Origin of the sequence: Neisseria sp. HMSC064E01, assembly GCF_001808875.1 — a bacterium.
In the GTDB taxonomy this organism is placed as follows: Bacteria; Pseudomonadota; Gammaproteobacteria; order Burkholderiales; family Neisseriaceae; genus Neisseria; species Neisseria sicca_A.
The window spans coordinates 1-20,020 of the sequence record NZ_KV794877.1 but is presented as its reverse complement, the minus strand read 5'-3'; the positions used below and the strand labels follow the sequence as shown (position 1 = coordinate 20,020).

Sequence of the window (20,020 nt, the reverse complement as noted above, 5' to 3'; positions counted from 1 at the left end):
CATTATTGAAACCTTCATTGGCCTCTCCTTGCGCTTCCAATAATGCTTTATTGTCGGTAACTGATTTAGTCAAGCCATCCAGCGTTTCATCATGTGCCGCAACAACCTTGTTCAAACCTTTTCCGCCAAAGCCGTCAGCTTCAACATCTTCTTTCTTGGCAGTACGGATGACTTTTGAGCCGTCTTCTTTAGTTACAACAATTTGATCGCCTTCTTTGAAACCGTTGAGCTCTTGAGCATTCTCAATTGCTGCCAATGCAGCTTGCGCCGCAGCTTTTTGGGTATCTTTCACAGCTTCTTTCAAGCCCAGTCCTTTGAACTCGTCGGCTGCAACATCTTTTGGTTCAGCTTTACGGATAACTTTTGAGCCGTCATCTTTAGTTACAACGATTTGATCGCCTTCTTTAAAACCGTTGAATTCTTGAGCATTTTCCATTGTTGCCAACGCAACTTGCGCAGTAGCTTTTTGTGTAGCCTCTAACTCTTTAGCCAAGTCTTCTACGCCTTTGCTTGCTTTGTCAGCTTTTTCGGTAACTGCGTCAATCTTAGAAGCTGCATCTACGGCTTTATCGGCGGCATCTTTGGCTTCTTTTACTTTGCTGTCTACATTTGCGGAAAGCTCAGTTACTTTTTCTTCAGCGGCTTTAGCTGAAACTTTGGCAGCAGCTGTGTCTTGCTCCAGAGTATCTACACGTTTGTTTACTGCAGTTACATCTCCGGCTACTTTTTCGATGGATTCGGAAAGCTCGGTTGAAGCTTTGGTAATTTCCTCGTCCACTTCATCAAACTTAGCAGAAACTTCTTTACCCATTTCTGCCACATCTCCAGCGACTTTAGCAATGTGCTCATTGTTGCTGGTAATGGCAGCTTTCAGTTGTGCTACTGTTTGATCCTGCTCATCCAAAGCTTCATCTATGTCTTTAGCTAAATTGTCCACTCGTGTATTGACAGCGGCAATACCGCCTGCCAAGCCCACACCTTTCATGCTGTCGGCTTCGATATCTACATTAGTGGCTTCACGGACGGTTTTGCTGCCATCTTCATTAGTAGCGACGAAGTTGCTACCGGCAGCAAAGCCATTAACTGCCTGCTCCAGCTCCATAGTTTTCAACAACAGGGCATCGGCATCTTTTTTGAAAGTCAGCTTACCGCTCTCTGTATCAAATTTCGTACCTTCGCCAAAAACAGTAGCAAATGCTGCTTGCCCTTGATCCTCTTTGCTTCCGACAGCTTTTGCGAAGTTTACTTCTTCTGCGGCCGCTGCGCCGCTCACTACGGCTGCCGCAACAGCCAAACTCAATGCTTTAACGTTAAATTTTTTCATGTTTTTTTACCTTTGTGGTGGGTGTAAGGACGTTATTCAAGCTTCTCTTTTCCCCGTAAACTGAAAAGGGACACCGCATGGTCTTAACGGTGATAGTCACTTGAAGAAAGTTGCACCTGTAATTGTAAAAAAATGAAATTTAAATGCAAGTATTCTGCATAGATTTTTCAAATATCATGAAAATATGTTGTATATATACATCATTCGCATAAAGAGCAAGGAGCACCAAACAAATTCATGATAAATAACTTTAATCGCTCTTGGTGATGCGGCATGCCGACATATAAGCCTTTATGCTCCACTAAGCATTTTGCAATTGAGTTTTCAATCGACTGATTTTTAGATCATAAAAACAAAAAAGACTGCATAAAGCAGTCTTTTTGTCACAAAGCGGCTATTAGCGTTTGAACAGGTTGCCGAATTTGTTGTTGAATTTATCCACGCGACCGGTAGTATCGACGATTTTTTGAGTACCGGTGTAGAACGGATGGCACAAAGAGCAAACCTCGATGTTGAAGCTTTCTTTTTCCATGGCGGATTTGGTTACGAATTTGTTACCGCAAGAGCAGGTAACATTGATTTCGTGGTAATTAGGATGGATGTCTTGTTTCATGTTGTTTCCTTTCGATTAAGCGGGCATAGGGGATGTACCTATGCTTCAAACAAGCTGGCGATTATTGATAATTTTTGTTTGTTTGTCAAGAAGATATTGCCTTTACGCCGGATAAGGCTCTGAAAAAATCGTTATTTATCGGCACGATACGCGAATTTACTGAGGAAACGTTATGGTCAGCAGGTATCCGCCTGAGCAATATTTGTTGTAAATAAGGTTTCTTTTAACGCTCCCAACTATTAAGCTGCAGATTAAGATGGTGGATTGTCTTAAAGCAGTGACCTTGTACTCGCCCAAGCTTCTACCATTCTAGCGAATAATTTACAAATGACATTATACTTTTTATTATTGTTGTTTAGATTATAAACATACCGAAATTTACTATTTTTCATAAACTTCATCTTACAGGTCGGGTCTCATGCAAACCTGCCCTTAAAATGGAAAGTTGGATAATGAGTATTAAAACAAAAACCTGTTCTTGGCTGCTACGCGGACTGGGCGGAATGTTGCCCCAGTCTTATATGAGGGTTATAGGACCACCTTCTAAAAAAATCAGAGCTTTCCTTGCATCGGGAATTTCTTCGCATATCGGCAGAAACGTCAATATTGACAAAGGCGCTTATGTTATGCCGGATACGGTGATCGGCGATAACTCGGGGGTCGGCGTTAATTGCGAAATATGCTACGGCTTGACGATAGGCAATAATGTCATGATGGGGCCGGAGTGTTTGTTTTATTCTAATAATCACAAGTTTAATCGCGAAACTTTGAAATATGAGGGCTACACGGAAGTCAATCCGATTGTGATTGAGGATGATGTATGGATCGGACGACGGGCGATTATTATGGGTGGTGTCCGGGTAGGCAAAGGAGCAGTTATCGGTGCTGGCGCGGTGGTAACCAAAGATGTGCCGCCATATTGCGTCGCCGCTGGGAACCCGGCAGTCATTAAGAAGAACCTATTGGAAGATTGAGTACACACATCACGGTTTTCAACTTTCAACCAGATACGAAAAAAGGTCGTCTGAAAATGTTTTCAGACGACCTTTTTATATCAAAGCAAATTAACCACGCCGCCAAGTCGTGCCGCCGGCGTTGTCTTCCAGAATGATTTTGTGTTCGTTCAGAAGGTCGCGGATGCGGTCGGACTCTGCCCAGTTTTTATCCGCGCGCGCTTGTTTGCGCCGTGCGATTAAGTCTTCGATTTCTTCGTTGGAGAGGCCGTCTAAAACCGCCCCGCCTTGCAGGAACTCGGTCGGATCGCGTTGCAGCAGACCGATGATGCCGCCCAAGGCTTTCAGGCAACCGGCGAGGTGCGCATCGTTGGTTTTGTTCACTTCGCCTGCCAGTTCAAACAACACGGCAACGGCTTCGACCGTACCGAAATCGTCGTTCATGGCGGCGTAGAAGCGGCGGGTGTAGTCGTTGGCGTTTTCAGACAATTTGAACGCAACGGCAGGCGTGTTTTTCAAGGTAGTGTATAGGCGTGTCAGCGCGCCTTTTGCGTCGTCCAAATGCGCGTCGGAGTAATTCAACGGGCTGCGGTAGTGGGCGCGCAGGATGAAGAAACGCACGACTTCGGGATCGTATTGTTTCAACACTTCGCGGATGGTGAAAAAGTTGCCCAACGATTTGGACATTTTTTCGCCGTCCACACGGATGAAGCCGTTGTGCAGCCAGTATTTAACGTGGCTGGCGATGCTTTGGCCGTGGTGGGTTTGTGCATGGTCGTGGCCGCAGGTATGACCGCTGGCACCGACGCTTTGAGCGATTTCGTTTTCATGGTGCGGGAACTGCAAATCCGCGCCGCCGCCGTGGATGTCGAAAGTATCGCCGAACAGGTTTTCACTCATGGCGGAGCATTCAATATGCCAACCCGGACGGCCGTTGCCCCACGGGCTTTCCCATGCCGGCTCGCCTGCTTTGGCCGCTTTCCACAACACAAAATCAAGCGGATCGCGTTTGAAACCGTCCACTTCCACGCGCTCGCCTGCGCGCAGGTCATCCAACGATTTGCCCGATAATTGTCCGTAAGCCGAAAACTCGCGCACGGCGTAGTAAACGTCGCCGTTTGCGGCAGGATATGCTTTGCCGTTTTGAATCAGGGTTTCAATCATGGCAATCATCTGCGGGATATTTTCTGTCGCCTTCGGCTCGATGTCGGGACGCAACACGCCCAAAGCATCGGCATCTTCGTGCATAGCTTGGATGAAACGCGCGGTCAGTTCGCCAATGGTTTCGCCGTTTTCAGCCGCACGGACGATGATTTTGTCGTCGATGTCGGTAATGTTGCGCACATAGGTGAGCGGATAGCCGCACTCGCGCAGCCAGCGGGCAATCATGTCAAACACCACCATCACGCGGGCATGGCCGAGATGGCAGTAGTCGTAAACCGTCATGCCGCACACGTACATACGTACGTTGGCAGGATCGATGGGGGAAAAGGCTTCTTTTTGGCGGGTGAGGGTGTTGTAGAGGTTTAGCATGGGATTCTCAGAAATTAGAATTATTTAATAAGTTCATTCTCCAACTCGTTGGCCTCAAACCATATCAAAGCAGGACCAAGCAACCAAAGAATTACAAGTATAGGAACAAAATTAACACTTCCACTAATATTCAAACCAGTTACGAACAACAAACAAAAAAGTATTTCACATAATACAAGAGCAAATGCATTCGCATGCTCTCGCAAATGTCTATATGACTCCACATAATCTAGTTTTTTCTGTCGTTTTTTTGCAAGTTTTTTGTAAAAATCAGTTATTAGCAGACTAGGTTCTTCTGTGACACTCCACAAAGATAGCATAGTAGTAAACGAAAAAGAAACAGTAGATAAAAAAATGAATAAAATTATTTCAATTATTTTATTGAAATTAAGTTTATCGAGAAACATATCATCAGAAATATAACCCATAATCACCACTAATAAGGTTATTACCAATGAAAACACGAAAGTATATACACTCCATTTAGGCCAAAATGAAGACTGAGTGTTTAATTTTCTAAATACAATTACTCTTAATGCATGAAATACCAACATGGGCGCACTGGATAAATAACAATACGCCAAACCACAAACACCCAAAATAACCAAATGAACAAAAGACAAATCTTTTGGATCTTTGGGAATAAGAAAAGCTAATCTATTTAATCCAAATTTAGTGGCAATATCAGTTTGAATAAAAATATATAGTAGTATAAATATACCCATTACCGAACCTAGCGCATACCGCAAGGCATAAAAATCCCACCATCGTTTATCCATTTATTTTTCCTTATCAAATCTTACTCTTTTACTAACCTAATAATAAAACAGCTCTGGGTTTAACGCTGCGTATGGCCGACTATCTTTTCCGTGCCGCCCGGCTGTAATTCCACAATATTGCCGTGCTCGTCGCCGACATACACCGATGTGTATTTGCGCTTTTCGGCCATCCATGCGCGGTAGAGGCTTTGCAGGGTGTCTTGTTTGCGCTTGAGGGCTTGGATTTGTTCGGGCGTAATCATGTTTGTCCTTGCGTGGCTGTCGGATAAGGCCGTCTAAAAACCTTTCAGACGGCCTTTGCCGTTATTCACTCTGCCTTCAACACCGAAGTATCCGTCTGCGGCTGCGCGGCGGCGGCTTTTTCGGCGGCTTCGGCCTCGGCGGCGATGCGTTTTTTCTCAGTCAGGTATTGGTTGATTTGGTGTACCAATTCCTGCGTGCCTTGGTGGGTCAGTGCGCTGATTTGGAAGAGGCGCGGGGTTTCCATGTCGAATTGGAAACGGTCGTCTGGTTTGGGGTAATCCCAGCCGATGGCTTCTAGGAAGGCGGCGCTACGCGCTTGGGCTTCTTCTTCATCGAGCATGTCGAGTTTGTTCAGCACGAGCCAGCGCGGTTTGCCGTAGAGTTCTTCGTCGTATTTGCGCAGTTCGTTGATGATGGCGAGTGCTTCTTCGGCGGGGTTGACGGTTTCGTCGAAGGGCGCTAAATCGACGACGTGCAGCAGCAGGCCGGTACGTGATAAGTGTTTGAGGAAGCGGTGTCCCAAGCCTGCGCCTTCTGCCGCGCCTTCAATCAGGCCGGGGATGTCTGCCATGACGAAGCTGTGGTTTTCGTCGATGCGCACGACGCCTAAATTCGGATGCAGGGTGGTGAAGGGGTAGTTGGCGATTTTGGGGCGTGCGGCGGATACGGCAGTAATCAGGGTGGATTTACCGGCGTTTGGCATGCCTAACAAGCCGACATCGGCGAGGACTTTAAGCTCGAGTTGCAGGGAACGGGTTTCGCCTTCTTCGCCGGGCGTGGATTGTTTGGGCGCGCGGTTGACGGACGATTTGAAGTGGATGTTGCCCAAGCCGCCTTTGCCGCCTTTGGCAAGGCAGACGCGCTGGCCGTGGTGGGTGAGGTCGGCAACGATTTCGTCGGTGTCGAGGTCGCGGATGAGGGTGCCGACGGGCATTTTGAGGACGATGTCGTCCGCCCCTGCGCCGTAGCGGTCGGAGCCGTGACCTTTTTCGCCGTTTTTGGCTTGGTAGCGTTTGACGAAGCGGTATTCGACGAGGGTGTTGGTGTTTTCGTCGGCTTCTGCCCAAACGCTGCCGCCCTTACCGCCGTCGCCGCCGTCAGGGCCGCCGCGCGGTACGAATTTTTCGCGGCGGAAACTGGTTGCGCCATTACCGCCTTTGCCTGCGGCGACTTCGATTTTTGCTTCGTCGATGAATTTCATGGTGTTCTCTTGTATTTTGGCTTTCAGACGACCTTTTGTGCGGAGGTCGTCTGAAAAAATGGGAATGGGGGATATTATAAGGGATATGGGGGATGTGCGCCCGTTTCTCTGTTGACGGCAGTGCAATTGGCAGTCGGATGATATGTTACTAATCGATGGTTCAGGGCAGAAATTCTTATTGTCTGACTTGAATACCCTCTTTCTTGATAATGATGCTGACCCAGAACTTGATTCACGACATATCTAATACCGGCATTTCCTACGAAAACAGCCGTCCTGAAATTGTGTTTTCGGACAGCTGTCTGTTTTTAGTTTTCTATACCGGCAAAGTGCATTTATTTGGCTGTTTTTCGCTCTTCGCGCACTTTGTCTGCAAGCAGGTCTATGGTTTTCATACCTGTTTCCCAGTCTGCAAATTCGACTTTGTATTTACCACCGACGATAACAGTGGGGGTACCATCGATTTTGTACGTATTGGTCAGTTCTGCCATTTTATCGGCACGCGTCTGACTCTCGGGAGATTCATAGGCAGCGAGAACTTTTTTGCCGTCAAAGGCAGTTTGCTCGTTCAGCCATTTTTTGAGCGTCTCAGGGTCTTGCAGTTTAATCTTCTGATTAACCATAGCATCAAAGATACTGCTGTTTGCTGCGTCTTTACTTTCTGCGACTGCCATATCAACGGCAGCTGCAAGGCGCGCTAATGGTTTCATCTCATCACCCCAGACAACGTGTTCTGTGCGCAGATAAGTGTCATCTTTGAAGGTTTTGGCGTGTTTGCTCAAGACAGGCTCGAGGTGGGCGCAGTGCGGACAGAAGTAGCCGAAAAATTCGAGGACTTCGACTTTACCTGTTTGCTGTTGGGGAATGGGTGTACTGAGAGTGGTGTAGTTAAGTCCTTCAACCAAAGTAACAGGTGCAGCGGAGGCTGCTGAAGCAGCGGGCGTACTGTCGGTAGGGACGCTGGTTTGGACTTTGTTGTCACAGGCAGCGAGGGTGAGTAGAGCTGCGGCAAGGGCGAGGGTTTTCAGTTTCATAATAAACTCCGTGATGATCCAGTCAAACATAGGATTCTATTGCATTTCGACAGTTTGATATATGGCTTGATGTGAAAAAAACGATTTCATATAAGAAAAGAATGGTTTCAGACGACATGAAAGAGGTAGGGATTGAGTACAAATTTTCGGCATAGTCAGCATAGTGATGTTGATTCTAACGATTTTTTCAAACCGAAATATCAATCAAAAAAGTCTAAATAAACCGTAAACAGTTCAAAAAAGGTCGTCTGAAAATTTATCCATGCGTTTTACGATTTTTAAGATACCAACAAACTCGCTTTTATGACAATTATGTCAATAACCAGCTCAAAGTAGATACCCTGCAAAACCAATAAGGTAGCCCCCTACTCTTTCCATGAATAGAAATTGATGCAAAGATCAAAAATTCCAAATCAATTAGTCTGCATTATCCACACTGTCTTTAGCTTTTTTCTAATTTATTGGTTGATTTGTTGCCTAATACGGACCCAAAATTAGAAAGTGGCGAAACTTAGAAAATATCAAACAAGTCTACTATAGAGAAAAGCCTGAACATATTTACTATGTTCAGGCTTTTTATATTTGGCTCCCCGACCTGGGCTCGAACCAGGGACCTGCGGATTAACAGTCCGTCGCTCTACCGACTGAGCTATCGGGGAATTAAGGGGATAATTCTATCCTTAAATTTAAAATAAGTCAAGAACTATTTCCTTATAATTTTTACAACTATGATTTCTATATAATTTATAGAATTTCTGCAATGTGCTTGGCAGCACGTTTTGCATCCAACAAAATCAAGCCCAGTTTACCACTTTCCTTTGCCATCAATGCCAATACTGCATTATCACCCGCTTGACTCAACAGAATATAACCTGTTTTGCCTTTAACCATCACTTGGTCCAACTCACCACAAGCCAATTCATGCACTGATCGGTTGCCTAATGCCAACAATGTCGCAGACATGGCACCAACTCTGTCCGCATTCAAATGTGATGGCAGCATCGTAGCAATCGGCAAACCATCAGTTGATATTACAGCTGACGCTGTAATATCAGGAGAAGTATTATTTAAATCACTTAACACGGAGATTAATAATTGTTGCATATTTATTCCATTCTAAAATTATAACTTTAGTTATATCACTTGCTGGCGGCTACCATATCTGTGGTACAACACTTTAACCAGTGTCACAAATGCCTCTTTATTTAAGTCAGGCATGCCACCTATAACTAGAATCAACTTAGTTTCACCAATATACAATGGGAAAAATGTTAACTCACTCTGACCTGAAGGATCACAAATACCCCATGCACTATTATTGATATGCAAATTGTTGCGGATTAGTAGACGATGACCATCTTCCATCTTAGCTACCTCACTTGCCAGCAAACCGAGTTCTTCAGCAGCCTCATGATGGAAATTAGCATTGGCAAAATACAGACCATTTTCATCAGCCAACAAAGCCTTACCTGAATTAGACAACTGCTCTAACAATTCCGGCAATTGCTCGTCTGTCAAATGGATATCTTCGTTACTAATATTTTCATCACCATATAAAAACTCTAAGCGCTGCAAACGATACAATAAGTTCAAAGCTGTATTGATATCACTGGTATCAGCCCAAGCTAGAATTTTTTCGCTACTAATGACCTCTGACGGATTGGCACGCAATAAACTGTATAGCAATGTTCTACTTGCGCTTGGCGTATCGCTGGTTACTGCATAATAAGCACCAGCAGGTGTAATTCTGGGATATAAATTTGATTGCAAAGAAAGTGTTGATTCCATTTTATACCTCTAAACCCGGATCAATTGAGAACAACATTGCGCTAACCAATTGTTTGACATCATCTTCTCTACGAGCATCAATCTCAAAAACCGGTACATTAAAATTATTTTGTGCTAAATATTTCTGATATACATCAACGCTTGGCAATGAACGAATATCCATTTTAGTAACGCCGACTACTAATGGCGCAGTTTTCAACAATTCTCGGAATGCTTCTAAGAAGAATTGCAAATCCTTCAATGGGTTTGTTCGTGTATTATCCAAAAGCAATACTAATCCCATACTACCCTGGCTTAGAATTTCCCACATAAAGTTAAAACGTTCTTGCCCTGGTGTACCATATAAATGAACTTTGACTTCTTCATCCAAATGAATCACGCCATAATCCATTGCTACGGTGGTGTACCCCTTACGAACTAGCGTCATATCTGATGCAGATGCATCTGTCTGTACAGGCGGTTCGTCCGATAACGCAGAAATTGCTGTTGTTTTACCTACTCCAACCGGACCGGTAAAGATAATTTTATTTTCTTTCATTACATGTCCTTTTTAGCGTTTTCCCAATAATTTACGCATTAAGCGCTGCAACAAACCGCGTGGCTGTTCTTGCGAAGGACCTGCCACTTTTTCTGCATCTTTAACCATCTGGCTGTCAGGTACATCACTATTAACACTAACATGTTCAGACATATTGGCATGCTGATTAGCCTGATTTGGAGCATATTCGTTATCTGTTGCCAAAAAGCCGGTTACAGAAGTTGCAGCCAAATAATTCAAGATATCCGGCATTTCCAAAGGCATAACTTTATAGAGGATATTCAAGTTGACTGATGTCTTAGTTAAAAACGCAGATAACCTCATAGACTCAGGAACAGGAGCCAGTCTAGTCAAATTAGGCCAACGCTTTAAAGTAAAGATCGTTTGTGGAGTCATCGGATAAATCAATCTTCCCTGAGCAGTCCAAATTGCCATCTGCCACAAACAAGACATAATCGTTACTTTGGCTTTTTCTTTCCACTGAGGGTTATCCGGCACAACTTTACATACAACAGATAAATTGTCGTTTTTACAAAGACCCTCTAACTCATGAGCATTAACTGTCAGCAATACCCTTTGAATGCTTGGAAAAACAATTAATACCGGCTTGCCCTCATGCAAAACAGCAATATCCTGATGACCTTGGCTAGCAAACTTCAAAGCGCCAAGTAATCCTTTATTTGGATTAAAACGACGAATAGTAGCCTTTCTGCCTTCGCTACTGTTTTGCGCTCCGTCTTGTGCCTCTGCTTTTTGAGCTGAAGCATCAAAAACATTCCCACCCTGTGCCAAACTTCTCAAAATTGGGAATAAGGTATCGAATTTAACTGGCTTAGCCAAATATGGTGTTGTAACAGACGGCTCTTGCGAGCAAAACATCGCAACCGGCGTATCAGGGTATTTGATTTTAAGCGTTTTCCAAGTTTCAATACCCTCAACAGTATCAGTGTCTACCAACACTAAATCTGGTGTTTCATCTGAATTTGAGTCAAGAATCTGATAGTTTGTCGTATTGTGCATTTTAAAGGCCATACGGAAAACGGCTTCTTGCTGCTCGCTCATATCGCGCAGCATAATCCGTATGGTTTTGATTTTAGGTAACAGATTATCCATCATGGTACTCTCTAATTATTTTATTTTTTTGAATGTTGATTTACATGTTGCAGTAAACGGCTCATTGCCAATACCACTTCTTCAGGAAGGCTGACAACGCGTTCACGCAATAAGCGCAAGAATTGTTCCAAGCGTGCCCAATCTTCTACTCTTTCGTAAAGATCAAACAACATCACATACAATTGAGATTCTTGCGGGTACTGTAAAACAGCTTGTTCCAAAGTACCTATGGCCAAATCCAACTGACCGTACATCAGCAAAGATTCCACTTCTTTCAATGCTTCATCCGCAGGAGAGGCATTGACGCTAATAATAGAAGAATCCTTTTGTACCAGTTCGCGATATTTAGCTTTCATTTGTAGAGAAGTAGGTCGGATATAACCCCTTTCCAAACCAATTTCTCTAATTTTATTTTCGTTAGGTCCTTTCTCCAAATCATCAAATACTTCATGATAACCAAGGCTATACCCCCAACCTAGCATGCGTTCTTTCACTTGGCGGCCATACTGACCCAATGAGTGGTACAGCTTCCACAAGTGTTTAGCAAACTGACTAATTTCTTCATGCTGATAGTCAAGTTTTAATGCATCGATGATAAGGCTTGCAGGTTTGGAAGAACTTTGAATGGCACGGTTATATTGTTGAACAGCAGTTTCATAACCTACTTTGTCTTTCAAGATTTTGGCGCTTTGCTCAGGTTTAACGAACCCAATAACAGCACCCATCTCTTCTGGCGTAATATCCGTAAACTCTTTCTTGCCTAATACGATAGAAGAGCGTTTGGAAACACCATGAGTATGATTAGCACCAGCATTGTCATTAGTCATAACAGGCGAGGATACGGATGTCTCTTCCAAATCAGGCTGTTCTCCGATTTGACGCTCGATTTCCTGCATGCTCCAGCCCAAACGTCCTTCTGCCAATACACGTAATGGCAAATGCGTTTGATCGGACATCAAGCCTGCTTTAACGTACTCAGCCAAACTTTCTTCAGACAAAACGGCGCCATGACGTTCTAAGGCATCTGTCAGCATATCGATATTGCCAACGCGCAGACTCAGCCCGACAAGCTCATGCACTAATTTTTCAGGCGCACCGTCGCTCAGGCCATTCAAATAACCTGCCAAGGATTCGGCAGCTTTACTCTCATAACCGAATTGCTTATATACTTGATATTCCGTCAGCGGATCGACTTCTTGCGCAGATACTGACGTGGCTGAACCGGCAGAACTACTGCCTCCCCATTCCCAATCTTGTTGATCCGGATCGGAAACGGATTGATTGATTTGATCAACCCAATCCGGACTTCCCCCTTCAATACTTTCTTGATTTGGGTGATGGTTTTTTTTGGATGATACTTTAGCTGCTTTTGTCGTCTTTTTAGTTTTAACTGTGCCATTCTGTTTATAAAAAATAAACAGCAGCACCATAAACAAAAGCACTAGCAATATGATTAAAAGATAATTCAAGAACACCTCCCGATACTGTGGTGCAGCAAATAAAACTACATATATTCGATGTTCGGCATTTATGGAAACAGCCGAATCATCTATTCCCCAATTGAATTATGATAACATGATTCAACCAATAATTACATTAAAAACCATTTGTCAGACACTCCCACTATCGGATTTACAACTCAAACACGCCGATGGATTCGACGTGTGAAGTCTGTGCAAACATATTCATTACGCCTGCGGATTTGAAGTTGTATCCCTTATTTACCAAGACTTCCGCGTCGCGCGCAAAAGTTGAAGGGTTACATGAAACATATACGATTCTTTTCGGCAGATATGGAGCGTGTAGCGATTTGACAACAGCATAAGCACCACTCCTTGGCGGATCGAGTAATATTTTGTCGAACACACCCCATGAGGCTACTGTTTTTTCATCCGTATCGAACAAGTCTACCGTCTTAAACGACACATATTTTACACAACTGTTTCGAAGAGCGTTTTGTTTTGCACGTAAAACAAGCGAATCCAGACCTTCAATACCTATTACTGATGCACCACTCTTTGCCATAGGCAGGCTGAAATTGCCGAGACCACAAAACAAATCCGCCACCCTGTCATTGGGCTGTATATCCAACAGGCGCAAAGCCCTGCTGATCATTACAGCATTCAATTCTGCATTAATCTGCGTAAAATCACCTGGCTGATAAGGCATTTCCACAGAAAATTCAGGCAAACTGTACTTCAATTCAGGCAAATCTTTAGGATATAGCGCAGATGATGGCTCACGCCCATATTGAACCCAAATCTGCCAAGCCCGTTTTGCCCCACCCAATATCCTATCAAACCATTCCTCAATTTGCTTCAAAGAGTGGCTAGACGGTTTTTTTATGAAACAAATGTTCAAAACAACCAATTCACGGCTATTAAAAAATTCTACAAATTTGACTGCCGCCCCGCCATCAGACAGCGTTTGCAACAATAATTTCACCACAGGCAGGACATCTGAAATATGCTGCGGCAACACATGACATACCTCAATATCGACTACTTCATTGGTTTTTTTCGCCTGAAAACCCATTTTCAGACGACCATTCTTATCAACTGAAACACTCAGCCGCGCCCTATCCCGATAATGCCAAGCCGAACCATAAATAGGTGGCAAAATCTGCTCCGGCCTGACTCTGCCGATACGCTCAAGCTGTTCTTCCAAAATACGTTGCTTCAATGCAACTTGAGCGGTTGGAGACACATGTTGCAACGAGCAGCCGCCACATGTCTCATAATAACCACACGCAGGGCGGACTCGTTCAGCCGACTCTTTTAATACTTCTACCGTCTCCGCTTCGCTAAACTGCTTCTTCTCCTTCAACACCCGAAACGATACCTTCTCAGTCGGCAGCGCACCTTTAATAAAGACAGTTTTGCCATGCACTCTGGCAACGCCGCGCCCCTCATAATCCAGAGAAAAAACATCAGCCACGCCGTCAAAAAATTTCGTATCAGTCATCACTTATTCACTCGACACCCAGTTTATCTTTTCAGACGACCCAAATCCATACCTGCCACTCAACCCAACAGGCAACCGAAAGGGCATATTCTCGCACAAAAAAATACAGATTCAGGTATGATTCCTCAAAATCTTCTTTTCATTTATTACAAGTATTACGACACATGAAAAAAACCATTTTCGGACTGACCGCTGCCCTCTTTATTACCGCCGCCTCAGCCAACACACCCATCCCTGACGTCTCTCCCGTTTCCGAAGGTCAGCACGTCTTCATCAACATTCCGCAACAACGCCTATTCTTATATACAAACGGCAAACTGACCAAAATCTATCCCGTTGCCGTTGGCAAAGCCATGACCCAAACCACATTGGGCGAACACAAAATCGGCGCAAAAGCCTTCAATCCGACTTGGCACATCCCCAAATCCATCCAAAAAGAACGTGGCGACGGCGTCAAAAGCGTACCGGCTGGTCCTAATAATCCGCTCGGTCCTGTTTTCGTCCGCCTCGGCGACCCAAAACTCGGGTTAGGCATTCACGGCACTAACGCTCCTGCCAGCGTACCGGGCGTCCGCAGTCACGGCTGCGTCCGCATGAAGTCTCCGGATGCACTGGAATTTGCCAAAACGATTGCCACAGGCGCTCCCGCCTCCGTTATCTACCAAATGGCGAGCCTCAACGAAGATGCCAACCAAAACCTTTGGCTGGCCGCACACCGCGATCCATATAACAAAAAAAATCTGGACACGGCAGCCTTGAAAAAAAGTATTGCCGCGTGGGCAAAAGCACACGGCAAAACCATTAATCCCGCCAAAGTAGACGCTATTTTAAAAAACCGTACCGGTACAGCCAACTGTCTGACCTGCGCCAAAGGTGTCAAACTCAAAACCCCGTTGAAATCACTCGCATGGATGAGCGGCTCCAGCGCTTTCAGCAAACCCAAAATCGCACCGAAACCCGCTCCGGTTAAAGATTTGGTTCTGCCTAAAGGTACGGAAATCGAAGTCGAAGCTGACGATGCACCCGCATCCGAACCAAACCAAAGCGTTCGTCCTGAAGCAAATCCGGCAAAACTGTACAACACACCTGCCAGCACGCCAAGCTATCCAAAATATGACATACCTGAAGGCAGCGAACCAACAGGAGTGCTGTTCTAAAAAGCAAGGGAATTTCCCCAATGCAAAGGTCGTCTGAAATCCTGCTCTTTAACCATAAAGGAGCAGACAAATTTCAGACGACCTTTTTCATTGTCAAACAAAACGCCCCCCGTTCGACACACTGCTATTGTAAATTATCTACTTTCTTCCAGTCGCCAGAGTATGTTGTATTACACCCTCCCCCTTTTCAGACGACCCTCATCCCCTTAAACTAAACCTCCATATTCAAAGCCCACTCAACGGAGAAATCATGAATAAAAAAATCAAAGCCGGCATCGTCGGCGCAACAGGCTACACCGGCGTAGAATTGCTCCGCCTCCTCAGCACACACCCTAATGTAAAAGTAACCGCCATTACCAGCAGAAGCGAAGCAGGTATTGCCATTGCCGATTATTTTCCCAGTTTGCGCGGCATTTACGACTTGACTTTCCAAACACCGGACCAAGCACAACTGGATCAATGTGACGTCGTGTTCTTTGCCACACCCAACGGCGTCGCCATGAAGGAAGCACCCGCGCTTCTGAACCAAAACGTCCGTATCGTCGACCTATCCGCCGACTTCCGTATTCAAGACATCCCAACATGGGAGCAATGGTACGGAATGAGCCACGCCAGCCCCGATATTGTCCCGCAAGCAGTATATGGATTAAGCGAGATGAACCGCGATGCCATTGCCAATGCACACATCGTCGCCAACCCTGGCTGTTACCCTACCTGCGTCTCCCTACCATTACTGCCTTTGTTGCAACAAGGTCGTCTGAAAACACACATGCCCTTGATTGCCGACTGTAAATCAGGTGTTTCCGGCGCAGGGCGCAAAGGCAACATCGGTTCACTCTTCTGCGAAGCGGGCGACAATTTCAAAGCATACGGTATCGGCGGACACCGCCACCTTCCCGAAATCAAACAAACCATCCAAACATTGCAGGCAGACATCGCCGATGGTTTTGTCTTCACTCCGCACCTCACACCCATGATACGCGGTATGCACGCAACCCTTTACCTGCATCTTGAGGACGGTTGCCATCCTGAAGAGATACTTCGCGAATACTATCGGGACAGCCCCTTTGTCGACATCCTTCCTGCCGGTTCCACACCCGAAACACGCAGCGTCCGTGGAGCCAATTTGTGCCGCATCAGCATCCAGCAAGCGCCGCAATCCGACGTTTGGATTGCCTTGTCCGTCATCGATAATTTAGTGAAAGGCGCAGCAGGACAAGCCATTCAAAACATGAACATCATGTTCGGTTTTGACGAACAGCTCGGTCTGCAAAACGCCCCGCTACTTCCCTGATGTATACGGTCATTCCGAACAAGAGGGATTTTCATCCATCTAAAGGGGTCGTCTGAAAACCACTCACACCGTTTTCAGATGACCCCTCATCAACAACCGCAATAGCAAATGCCTATCCAAATCACAAATCTAAAGAATTTCCAGTCGGTGAACTTCAACCACACGGCGCATGCCTACCCTGCCCGTCCAAGTTATAGTGGATTAACTTTAAATCAGGACAAGGCGACGAAGCCGCAGATAGTACATCAGGACAAGGCGATGAAGCCGCAGATAGTACAGATAGTACGGAACCGATTCACTTGGTGCTTTAAGCACCTTAGAGAATCGTTCTCTTTGAGCTAAGGCCAGGCAACGCCGTACTGGTTTAAAGTTAATCCACTATACAAACTCAAAAATTCCCCGCCTCCAGATTTAGAGCTTCATAACAGCAGTCTCACAGCCACTCACTCATACACAATACCGGCAACCAATTCTTCTTCATTCAAATTGCCGTACTGCTGCTCCCAATCATGCGAAGCCTCAACCGTATCACACTCGCGCGCAAATACTTGCTGCTGCCCGTTCATATTTTCCAAAACCAAATTATTCAACTGCTCGCACTCTTGTGCCGAAACGCTGATATCAGATTGATGCGCTTGCGAATAACTGAAAGGAAACGTCAAAAAACCCAATACAAAAGCAGTCAGAACCAACCAAGCATTTTTACGATAACGAGTCATTTTCACAGCCTCCAACAAAATCTAAAACACATTCAAATAAAACATAATTCAGTCTAAAAAATCAGATTAATCAGAATAAAGTATCAAAACTGAGATACAAATTAAAAATAAAAGTATTTTTGAACCGAAATTATTCGATTAATCTAACAATAAGCACATAATACTCAGAAAAAACAAAAACAGCAATACTTTTTCTTAGCATAACTAATATTTTTCTTACAATTTGATAAAAACTAAGGTAAAATACACATTAAACATTCAAAGTGTATTAAAAATCACACTTAAACCAAAGGAACAACATGGATACCTTTAAGGACAGACTGGCTTTTCTATGGAAAGATGAAGCACGACAAGCCAAAATCGCGGCCGATATCGATATGACCATTGCCGGCTTCAGCCGCATTTGGAACGAGGGCGGATTACCCAAATCCGAAACCCTGAAAAAAATCAAACAGCTCAAAGGATGCAGCATAGACTGGCTTCTGACGGGAGAAGGAGAGCCGTTTCCCAATACCGAGCCACCTAAAGCCACCGCTTACGACACTTTGGGCAATCCGGTCGATATTGACGAGTTTATCTTCGTTCCGCGCTACGACATCCATGCCGCCGCAGGACACGGACAGCTTGTCGGCGATGAAAAACCCATGTTTACCATGGCATTCCGCCGTTACTGGATTGAAAACTACGTTACCCGCGACACCAAAAACCTGTCGGTCATTTCCGTCAAAGGCGACTCTATGGAAGGCGTCCTGAACGACGGGGATACCATCCTCATCAACCGCAGCGAAACCACCCCGCGCGATGGGTTATATGTTCTGCGTATCAATGAAAATCTTTTGGTGAAACGGCTGCAAGTCATACCCGGCGGCATCGTCAACGTCATCTCCGCCAACGAAGCCTATCCGGCCTTTGAAATCGATTTAAACAAAATGACCGAAGATGTTGCCATCATCGGCCGCGTGGAATGGTTTGGACGGATTATCTGATCTGCGTTGTATTCAGACGACCTGAATTCATGTTTTCCTATTTTTTAACAGGACGGACGGTGTAAAGGCTGTCCGCCTGCCTATTGAAATTTTTCGAGATTGCAGCCATGTAAGCGGTTGACAGATATTGCCGCCCGACCCGCAACACCCTCTTCTTGCTTCAAGAATCCGTTTGCGCGACAATACTGGCAATATTTATATAAAAGGAATCACATCATGTCAGACGAAAGCCCTATCATTTTTACAGAAAGCTGCTGCACCAAAGTAGCTGATTTAATTGCCGAAGAAAACAATCCCGACTTGAAACTGCGCGTATTCGTCAACGGCGGCGGCTGCTCAGGCTTCCAATACGGTTTTACCTTTGACGAAATCAAAAACGATGACGATTTTGAAATCCAAAAAAACGGGCTGACTTTCTTGGTCGATCCGATGAGCTATCAATATTTGGTCGGCGCGGAAATCGACTACACCGAAAGCCTGCAAGGTTCCCAATTCGTTATCCGCAATCCGAATGCGGAGACCACTTGCGGTTGCGGTTCTTCATTTTCCGTCTAATACGCCGTTTTCTAAAAAAGGCCGTCTGTTCACTCAGGCGGCCTTTTAGATTGATATGCTTTCAAAGCAATAACATCTATCTTATAATTCATAGTTCCATTTGGTAATATTCATTAATATACTATAATCGGTCAGAATCGGTCAGAATCGGTCAGAATCGGTCATTTATACTATTTCAGCCGAATAAAATACCCTTTATCCTTCGGTTAAGACAAATAGACGAATAATAATCTATACTTTATAACAAAACCGACACTAAATACCTGCCTTCAGATGACAAAGCAGGATTTTATATCTCATGGGATCACAATGAAGAAACAAGATAAACTTTACGACGTTTATGTTTCTTATCCGCCCGATGTCGACCGCGAGCGAATCAACGCCTGTTTGTACGATAATCTGCCGGAAAAAGAAGCCGAAGATTTGGTTCAAGCGCTTGCCGAGCGTCCGCAAGCCATTATTGCTGAAAACTGTACCCAAGACGAACGTGAAAACGCCCAACAATATTTCAATTATTTAGGTTTGGATGTCATCGTCCGTCAATCGATGGAATTGGAGCTGGATCTCAGTGGCGAAGAGCAGGAAGGAGCGGCTCCTGAAATCCGCCAATGTCCCGTATGTTTGACCCTGATTGAGGATCACGAGGCGACGGAATGTCATGTCTGCCACTTCCACCTTGCCAGCGCGACTGAGCAAATCATTCAACGCAAGCGCATCGAATGGCAGGAACGGGTCGCGTTTGAGCATAAAAAACAAGCTGAAATCGCCCATAAGCTGCAAATCGAAAAAGAGCGCGAAGAAAAACTCCTGCGCAAACAAATCCGTTCGGAACTGGAAAGTAAGCTTCGCCAAGAATTGGGAGAAGAACCCCAATTGGCTGCTTTGCAATCTAAAAAGAATACATACATCCTCATCAGCGTATTGGGCATTCTGGCTATGTTCGGCTTGGTCGCCGCCGGGTACCTTGCCGCTAAGTTCCTGTAAAACGGAATTGCCGCGACAGAGTCGGTTAAGTTTAAATCAGAACAAGGCAGCGAGACCGCAGACAGCGCAAATCGTACGAAACCGATTTTCTAAGCTGCTTCGGCACTTTAGAAAACGGCTCTCTGCGAGCTGAGGCGAAACAACGCCGCGCCTATTCAAGTTTGGCTCGCTATCAATCTGCCATAGCAACCCCAATAGGCTGGATACAACAAAAGGTCGTCTGAAAACTGAACTGCACCCCA

Annotated in this window: 19 protein-coding genes, 1 tRNA gene and 1 pseudogene; 6 read left to right on the top strand and 15 right to left on the bottom strand. The window is 45.1% G+C overall.

The window, feature by feature from the left end; all coding sequences use genetic code 11:
* A pseudogene (locus tag HMPREF2572_RS01035) lies at nt 1-1,324 on the bottom strand (outer membrane insertion C- signal); the annotation flags it as partial.
* A gap of 397 nt (nt 1,325-1,721) precedes the next feature.
* Nucleotides 1,722-1,937: a 50S ribosomal protein L31 gene (rpmE, locus tag HMPREF2572_RS01030; RefSeq protein WP_070495578.1), complete on the bottom strand. Its 216-nt coding sequence runs from the start codon at nt 1,935-1,937 to the stop codon at nt 1,722-1,724.
* Nucleotides 1,938-2,389: 452 nt separating this feature from the next.
* Here rpmE and HMPREF2572_RS01025 point away from each other — a divergent pair, with 452 nt between their 5' ends.
* The gene (locus tag HMPREF2572_RS01025; RefSeq protein ID WP_070495585.1) at nt 2,390-2,911 is read left to right on the top strand and encodes an acyltransferase; all 522 of its coding nucleotides are present in this window, start codon (nt 2,390-2,392) and stop codon (nt 2,909-2,911) included.
* A 90-nt stretch (nt 2,912-3,001) separates the two neighbouring features.
* Here the strand turns inward: HMPREF2572_RS01025 and cysS are convergent, their stop codons facing one another.
* The 12 genes from cysS to rlmD all read right to left on the bottom strand — a co-directional run bounded on the left by cysS (nt 3,002) and on the right by rlmD (nt 14,083).
* Nucleotides 3,002-4,423 (bottom strand): cysteine--tRNA ligase, encoded by a 1,422-nt coding sequence (cysS, locus tag HMPREF2572_RS01020; protein WP_070495575.1) that lies wholly within the window; start codon nt 4,421-4,423, stop codon nt 3,002-3,004.
* Between the two features lie 20 nt (nt 4,424-4,443).
* Nucleotides 4,444-5,202: a hypothetical protein gene (locus HMPREF2572_RS01015; RefSeq protein WP_070495572.1), complete on the bottom strand. Its 759-nt coding sequence runs from the start codon at nt 5,200-5,202 to the stop codon at nt 4,444-4,446.
* A gap of 59 nt (nt 5,203-5,261) precedes the next feature.
* Complete coding sequence (locus HMPREF2572_RS01010) at nt 5,262-5,444, bottom strand: hypothetical protein (protein WP_070495569.1); 183 nt, start codon at nt 5,442-5,444, stop codon at nt 5,262-5,264.
* Nucleotides 5,445-5,509: 65 nt separating this feature from the next.
* The gene (gene obgE, locus HMPREF2572_RS01005) at nt 5,510-6,646 is read right to left on the bottom strand and encodes a GTPase ObgE (RefSeq protein WP_070495566.1); all 1,137 of its coding nucleotides are present in this window, start codon (nt 6,644-6,646) and stop codon (nt 5,510-5,512) included.
* A gap of 335 nt (nt 6,647-6,981) precedes the next feature.
* A complete protein-coding gene (locus tag HMPREF2572_RS01000; RefSeq protein ID WP_070495582.1) occupies nt 6,982-7,680 on the bottom strand; it encodes a thiol:disulfide interchange protein DsbA/DsbL in 699 nt (232 codons plus the stop codon).
* 583 nt (nt 7,681-8,263) lie between these two features.
* Nucleotides 8,264-8,339: transfer RNA gene (locus tag HMPREF2572_RS00995), tRNA-Asn, on the bottom strand.
* Nucleotides 8,340-8,424: 85 nt separating this feature from the next.
* Nucleotides 8,425-8,784 (bottom strand): roadblock/LC7 domain-containing protein, encoded by a 360-nt coding sequence (locus HMPREF2572_RS00990; protein WP_003760395.1) that lies wholly within the window; start codon nt 8,782-8,784, stop codon nt 8,425-8,427.
* A 30-nt stretch (nt 8,785-8,814) separates the two neighbouring features.
* On the bottom strand, nt 8,815-9,468 hold the full coding sequence (locus tag HMPREF2572_RS00985) for a peptidase M23 (protein WP_070495563.1): 654 nt from the start codon (nt 9,466-9,468) through the stop codon (nt 8,815-8,817).
* Nucleotide 9,469: 1 nt separating this feature from the next.
* Nucleotides 9,470-10,006, bottom strand: coding sequence for a GTP-binding protein (locus tag HMPREF2572_RS00980; protein WP_003760398.1), 537 nt, complete (start codon nt 10,004-10,006; stop codon nt 9,470-9,472).
* A 12-nt stretch (nt 10,007-10,018) separates the two neighbouring features.
* On the bottom strand, nt 10,019-11,119 hold the full coding sequence (locus HMPREF2572_RS00975; RefSeq protein WP_070495560.1) for a response regulator: 1,101 nt from the start codon (nt 11,117-11,119) through the stop codon (nt 10,019-10,021).
* 20 nt (nt 11,120-11,139) lie between these two features.
* Entirely contained in the window at nt 11,140-12,594 is a 1,455-nt protein-coding gene (locus tag HMPREF2572_RS00970) for a 23S rRNA methyltransferase (RefSeq protein ID WP_070495557.1), read from the bottom strand.
* A 157-nt stretch (nt 12,595-12,751) separates the two neighbouring features.
* Complete coding sequence (gene rlmD, locus HMPREF2572_RS00965) at nt 12,752-14,083, bottom strand: 23S rRNA (uracil(1939)-C(5))-methyltransferase RlmD (protein ID WP_070495554.1); 1,332 nt, start codon at nt 14,081-14,083, stop codon at nt 12,752-12,754.
* 164 nt (nt 14,084-14,247) lie between these two features.
* On the opposite strand from rlmD, the gene HMPREF2572_RS00960 reads away from it, so the two are divergent.
* Nucleotides 14,248-15,240, top strand: a complete 993-nt coding sequence (locus HMPREF2572_RS00960) for a L,D-transpeptidase (RefSeq protein ID WP_070495552.1) — start codon at nt 14,248-14,250, stop codon at nt 15,238-15,240.
* Between the two features lie 250 nt (nt 15,241-15,490).
* Nucleotides 15,491-16,534 carry an N-acetyl-gamma-glutamyl-phosphate reductase gene (gene argC / locus HMPREF2572_RS00955; protein WP_070495549.1) on the top strand — a complete coding sequence of 348 codons (1,044 nt, stop codon included), beginning with the start codon at nt 15,491-15,493 and terminating at the stop codon, nt 16,532-16,534.
* Between the two features lie 443 nt (nt 16,535-16,977).
* Here argC and HMPREF2572_RS00945 read toward each other — a convergent pair whose 3' ends face one another.
* Complete coding sequence (locus tag HMPREF2572_RS00945) at nt 16,978-17,253, bottom strand: hypothetical protein (RefSeq protein WP_070495546.1); 276 nt, start codon at nt 17,251-17,253, stop codon at nt 16,978-16,980.
* Between the two features lie 299 nt (nt 17,254-17,552).
* On the opposite strand from HMPREF2572_RS00945, the gene HMPREF2572_RS00940 reads away from it, so the two are divergent.
* From HMPREF2572_RS00940 to HMPREF2572_RS00930, 3 genes are all read left to right on the top strand, one after another.
* Nucleotides 17,553-18,239, top strand: a complete 687-nt coding sequence (locus HMPREF2572_RS00940) for a S24 family peptidase (RefSeq protein WP_003758368.1) — start codon at nt 17,553-17,555, stop codon at nt 18,237-18,239.
* A gap of 216 nt (nt 18,240-18,455) precedes the next feature.
* On the top strand, nt 18,456-18,794 hold the full coding sequence (gene erpA, locus HMPREF2572_RS00935; protein WP_003758366.1) for an iron-sulfur cluster insertion protein ErpA: 339 nt from the start codon (nt 18,456-18,458) through the stop codon (nt 18,792-18,794).
* 309 nt (nt 18,795-19,103) lie between these two features.
* Complete coding sequence (locus HMPREF2572_RS00930) at nt 19,104-19,778, top strand: hypothetical protein (RefSeq protein WP_070495543.1); 675 nt, start codon at nt 19,104-19,106, stop codon at nt 19,776-19,778.
* The last annotated feature ends 242 nt before the right edge of the window (nt 19,779-20,020 follow it).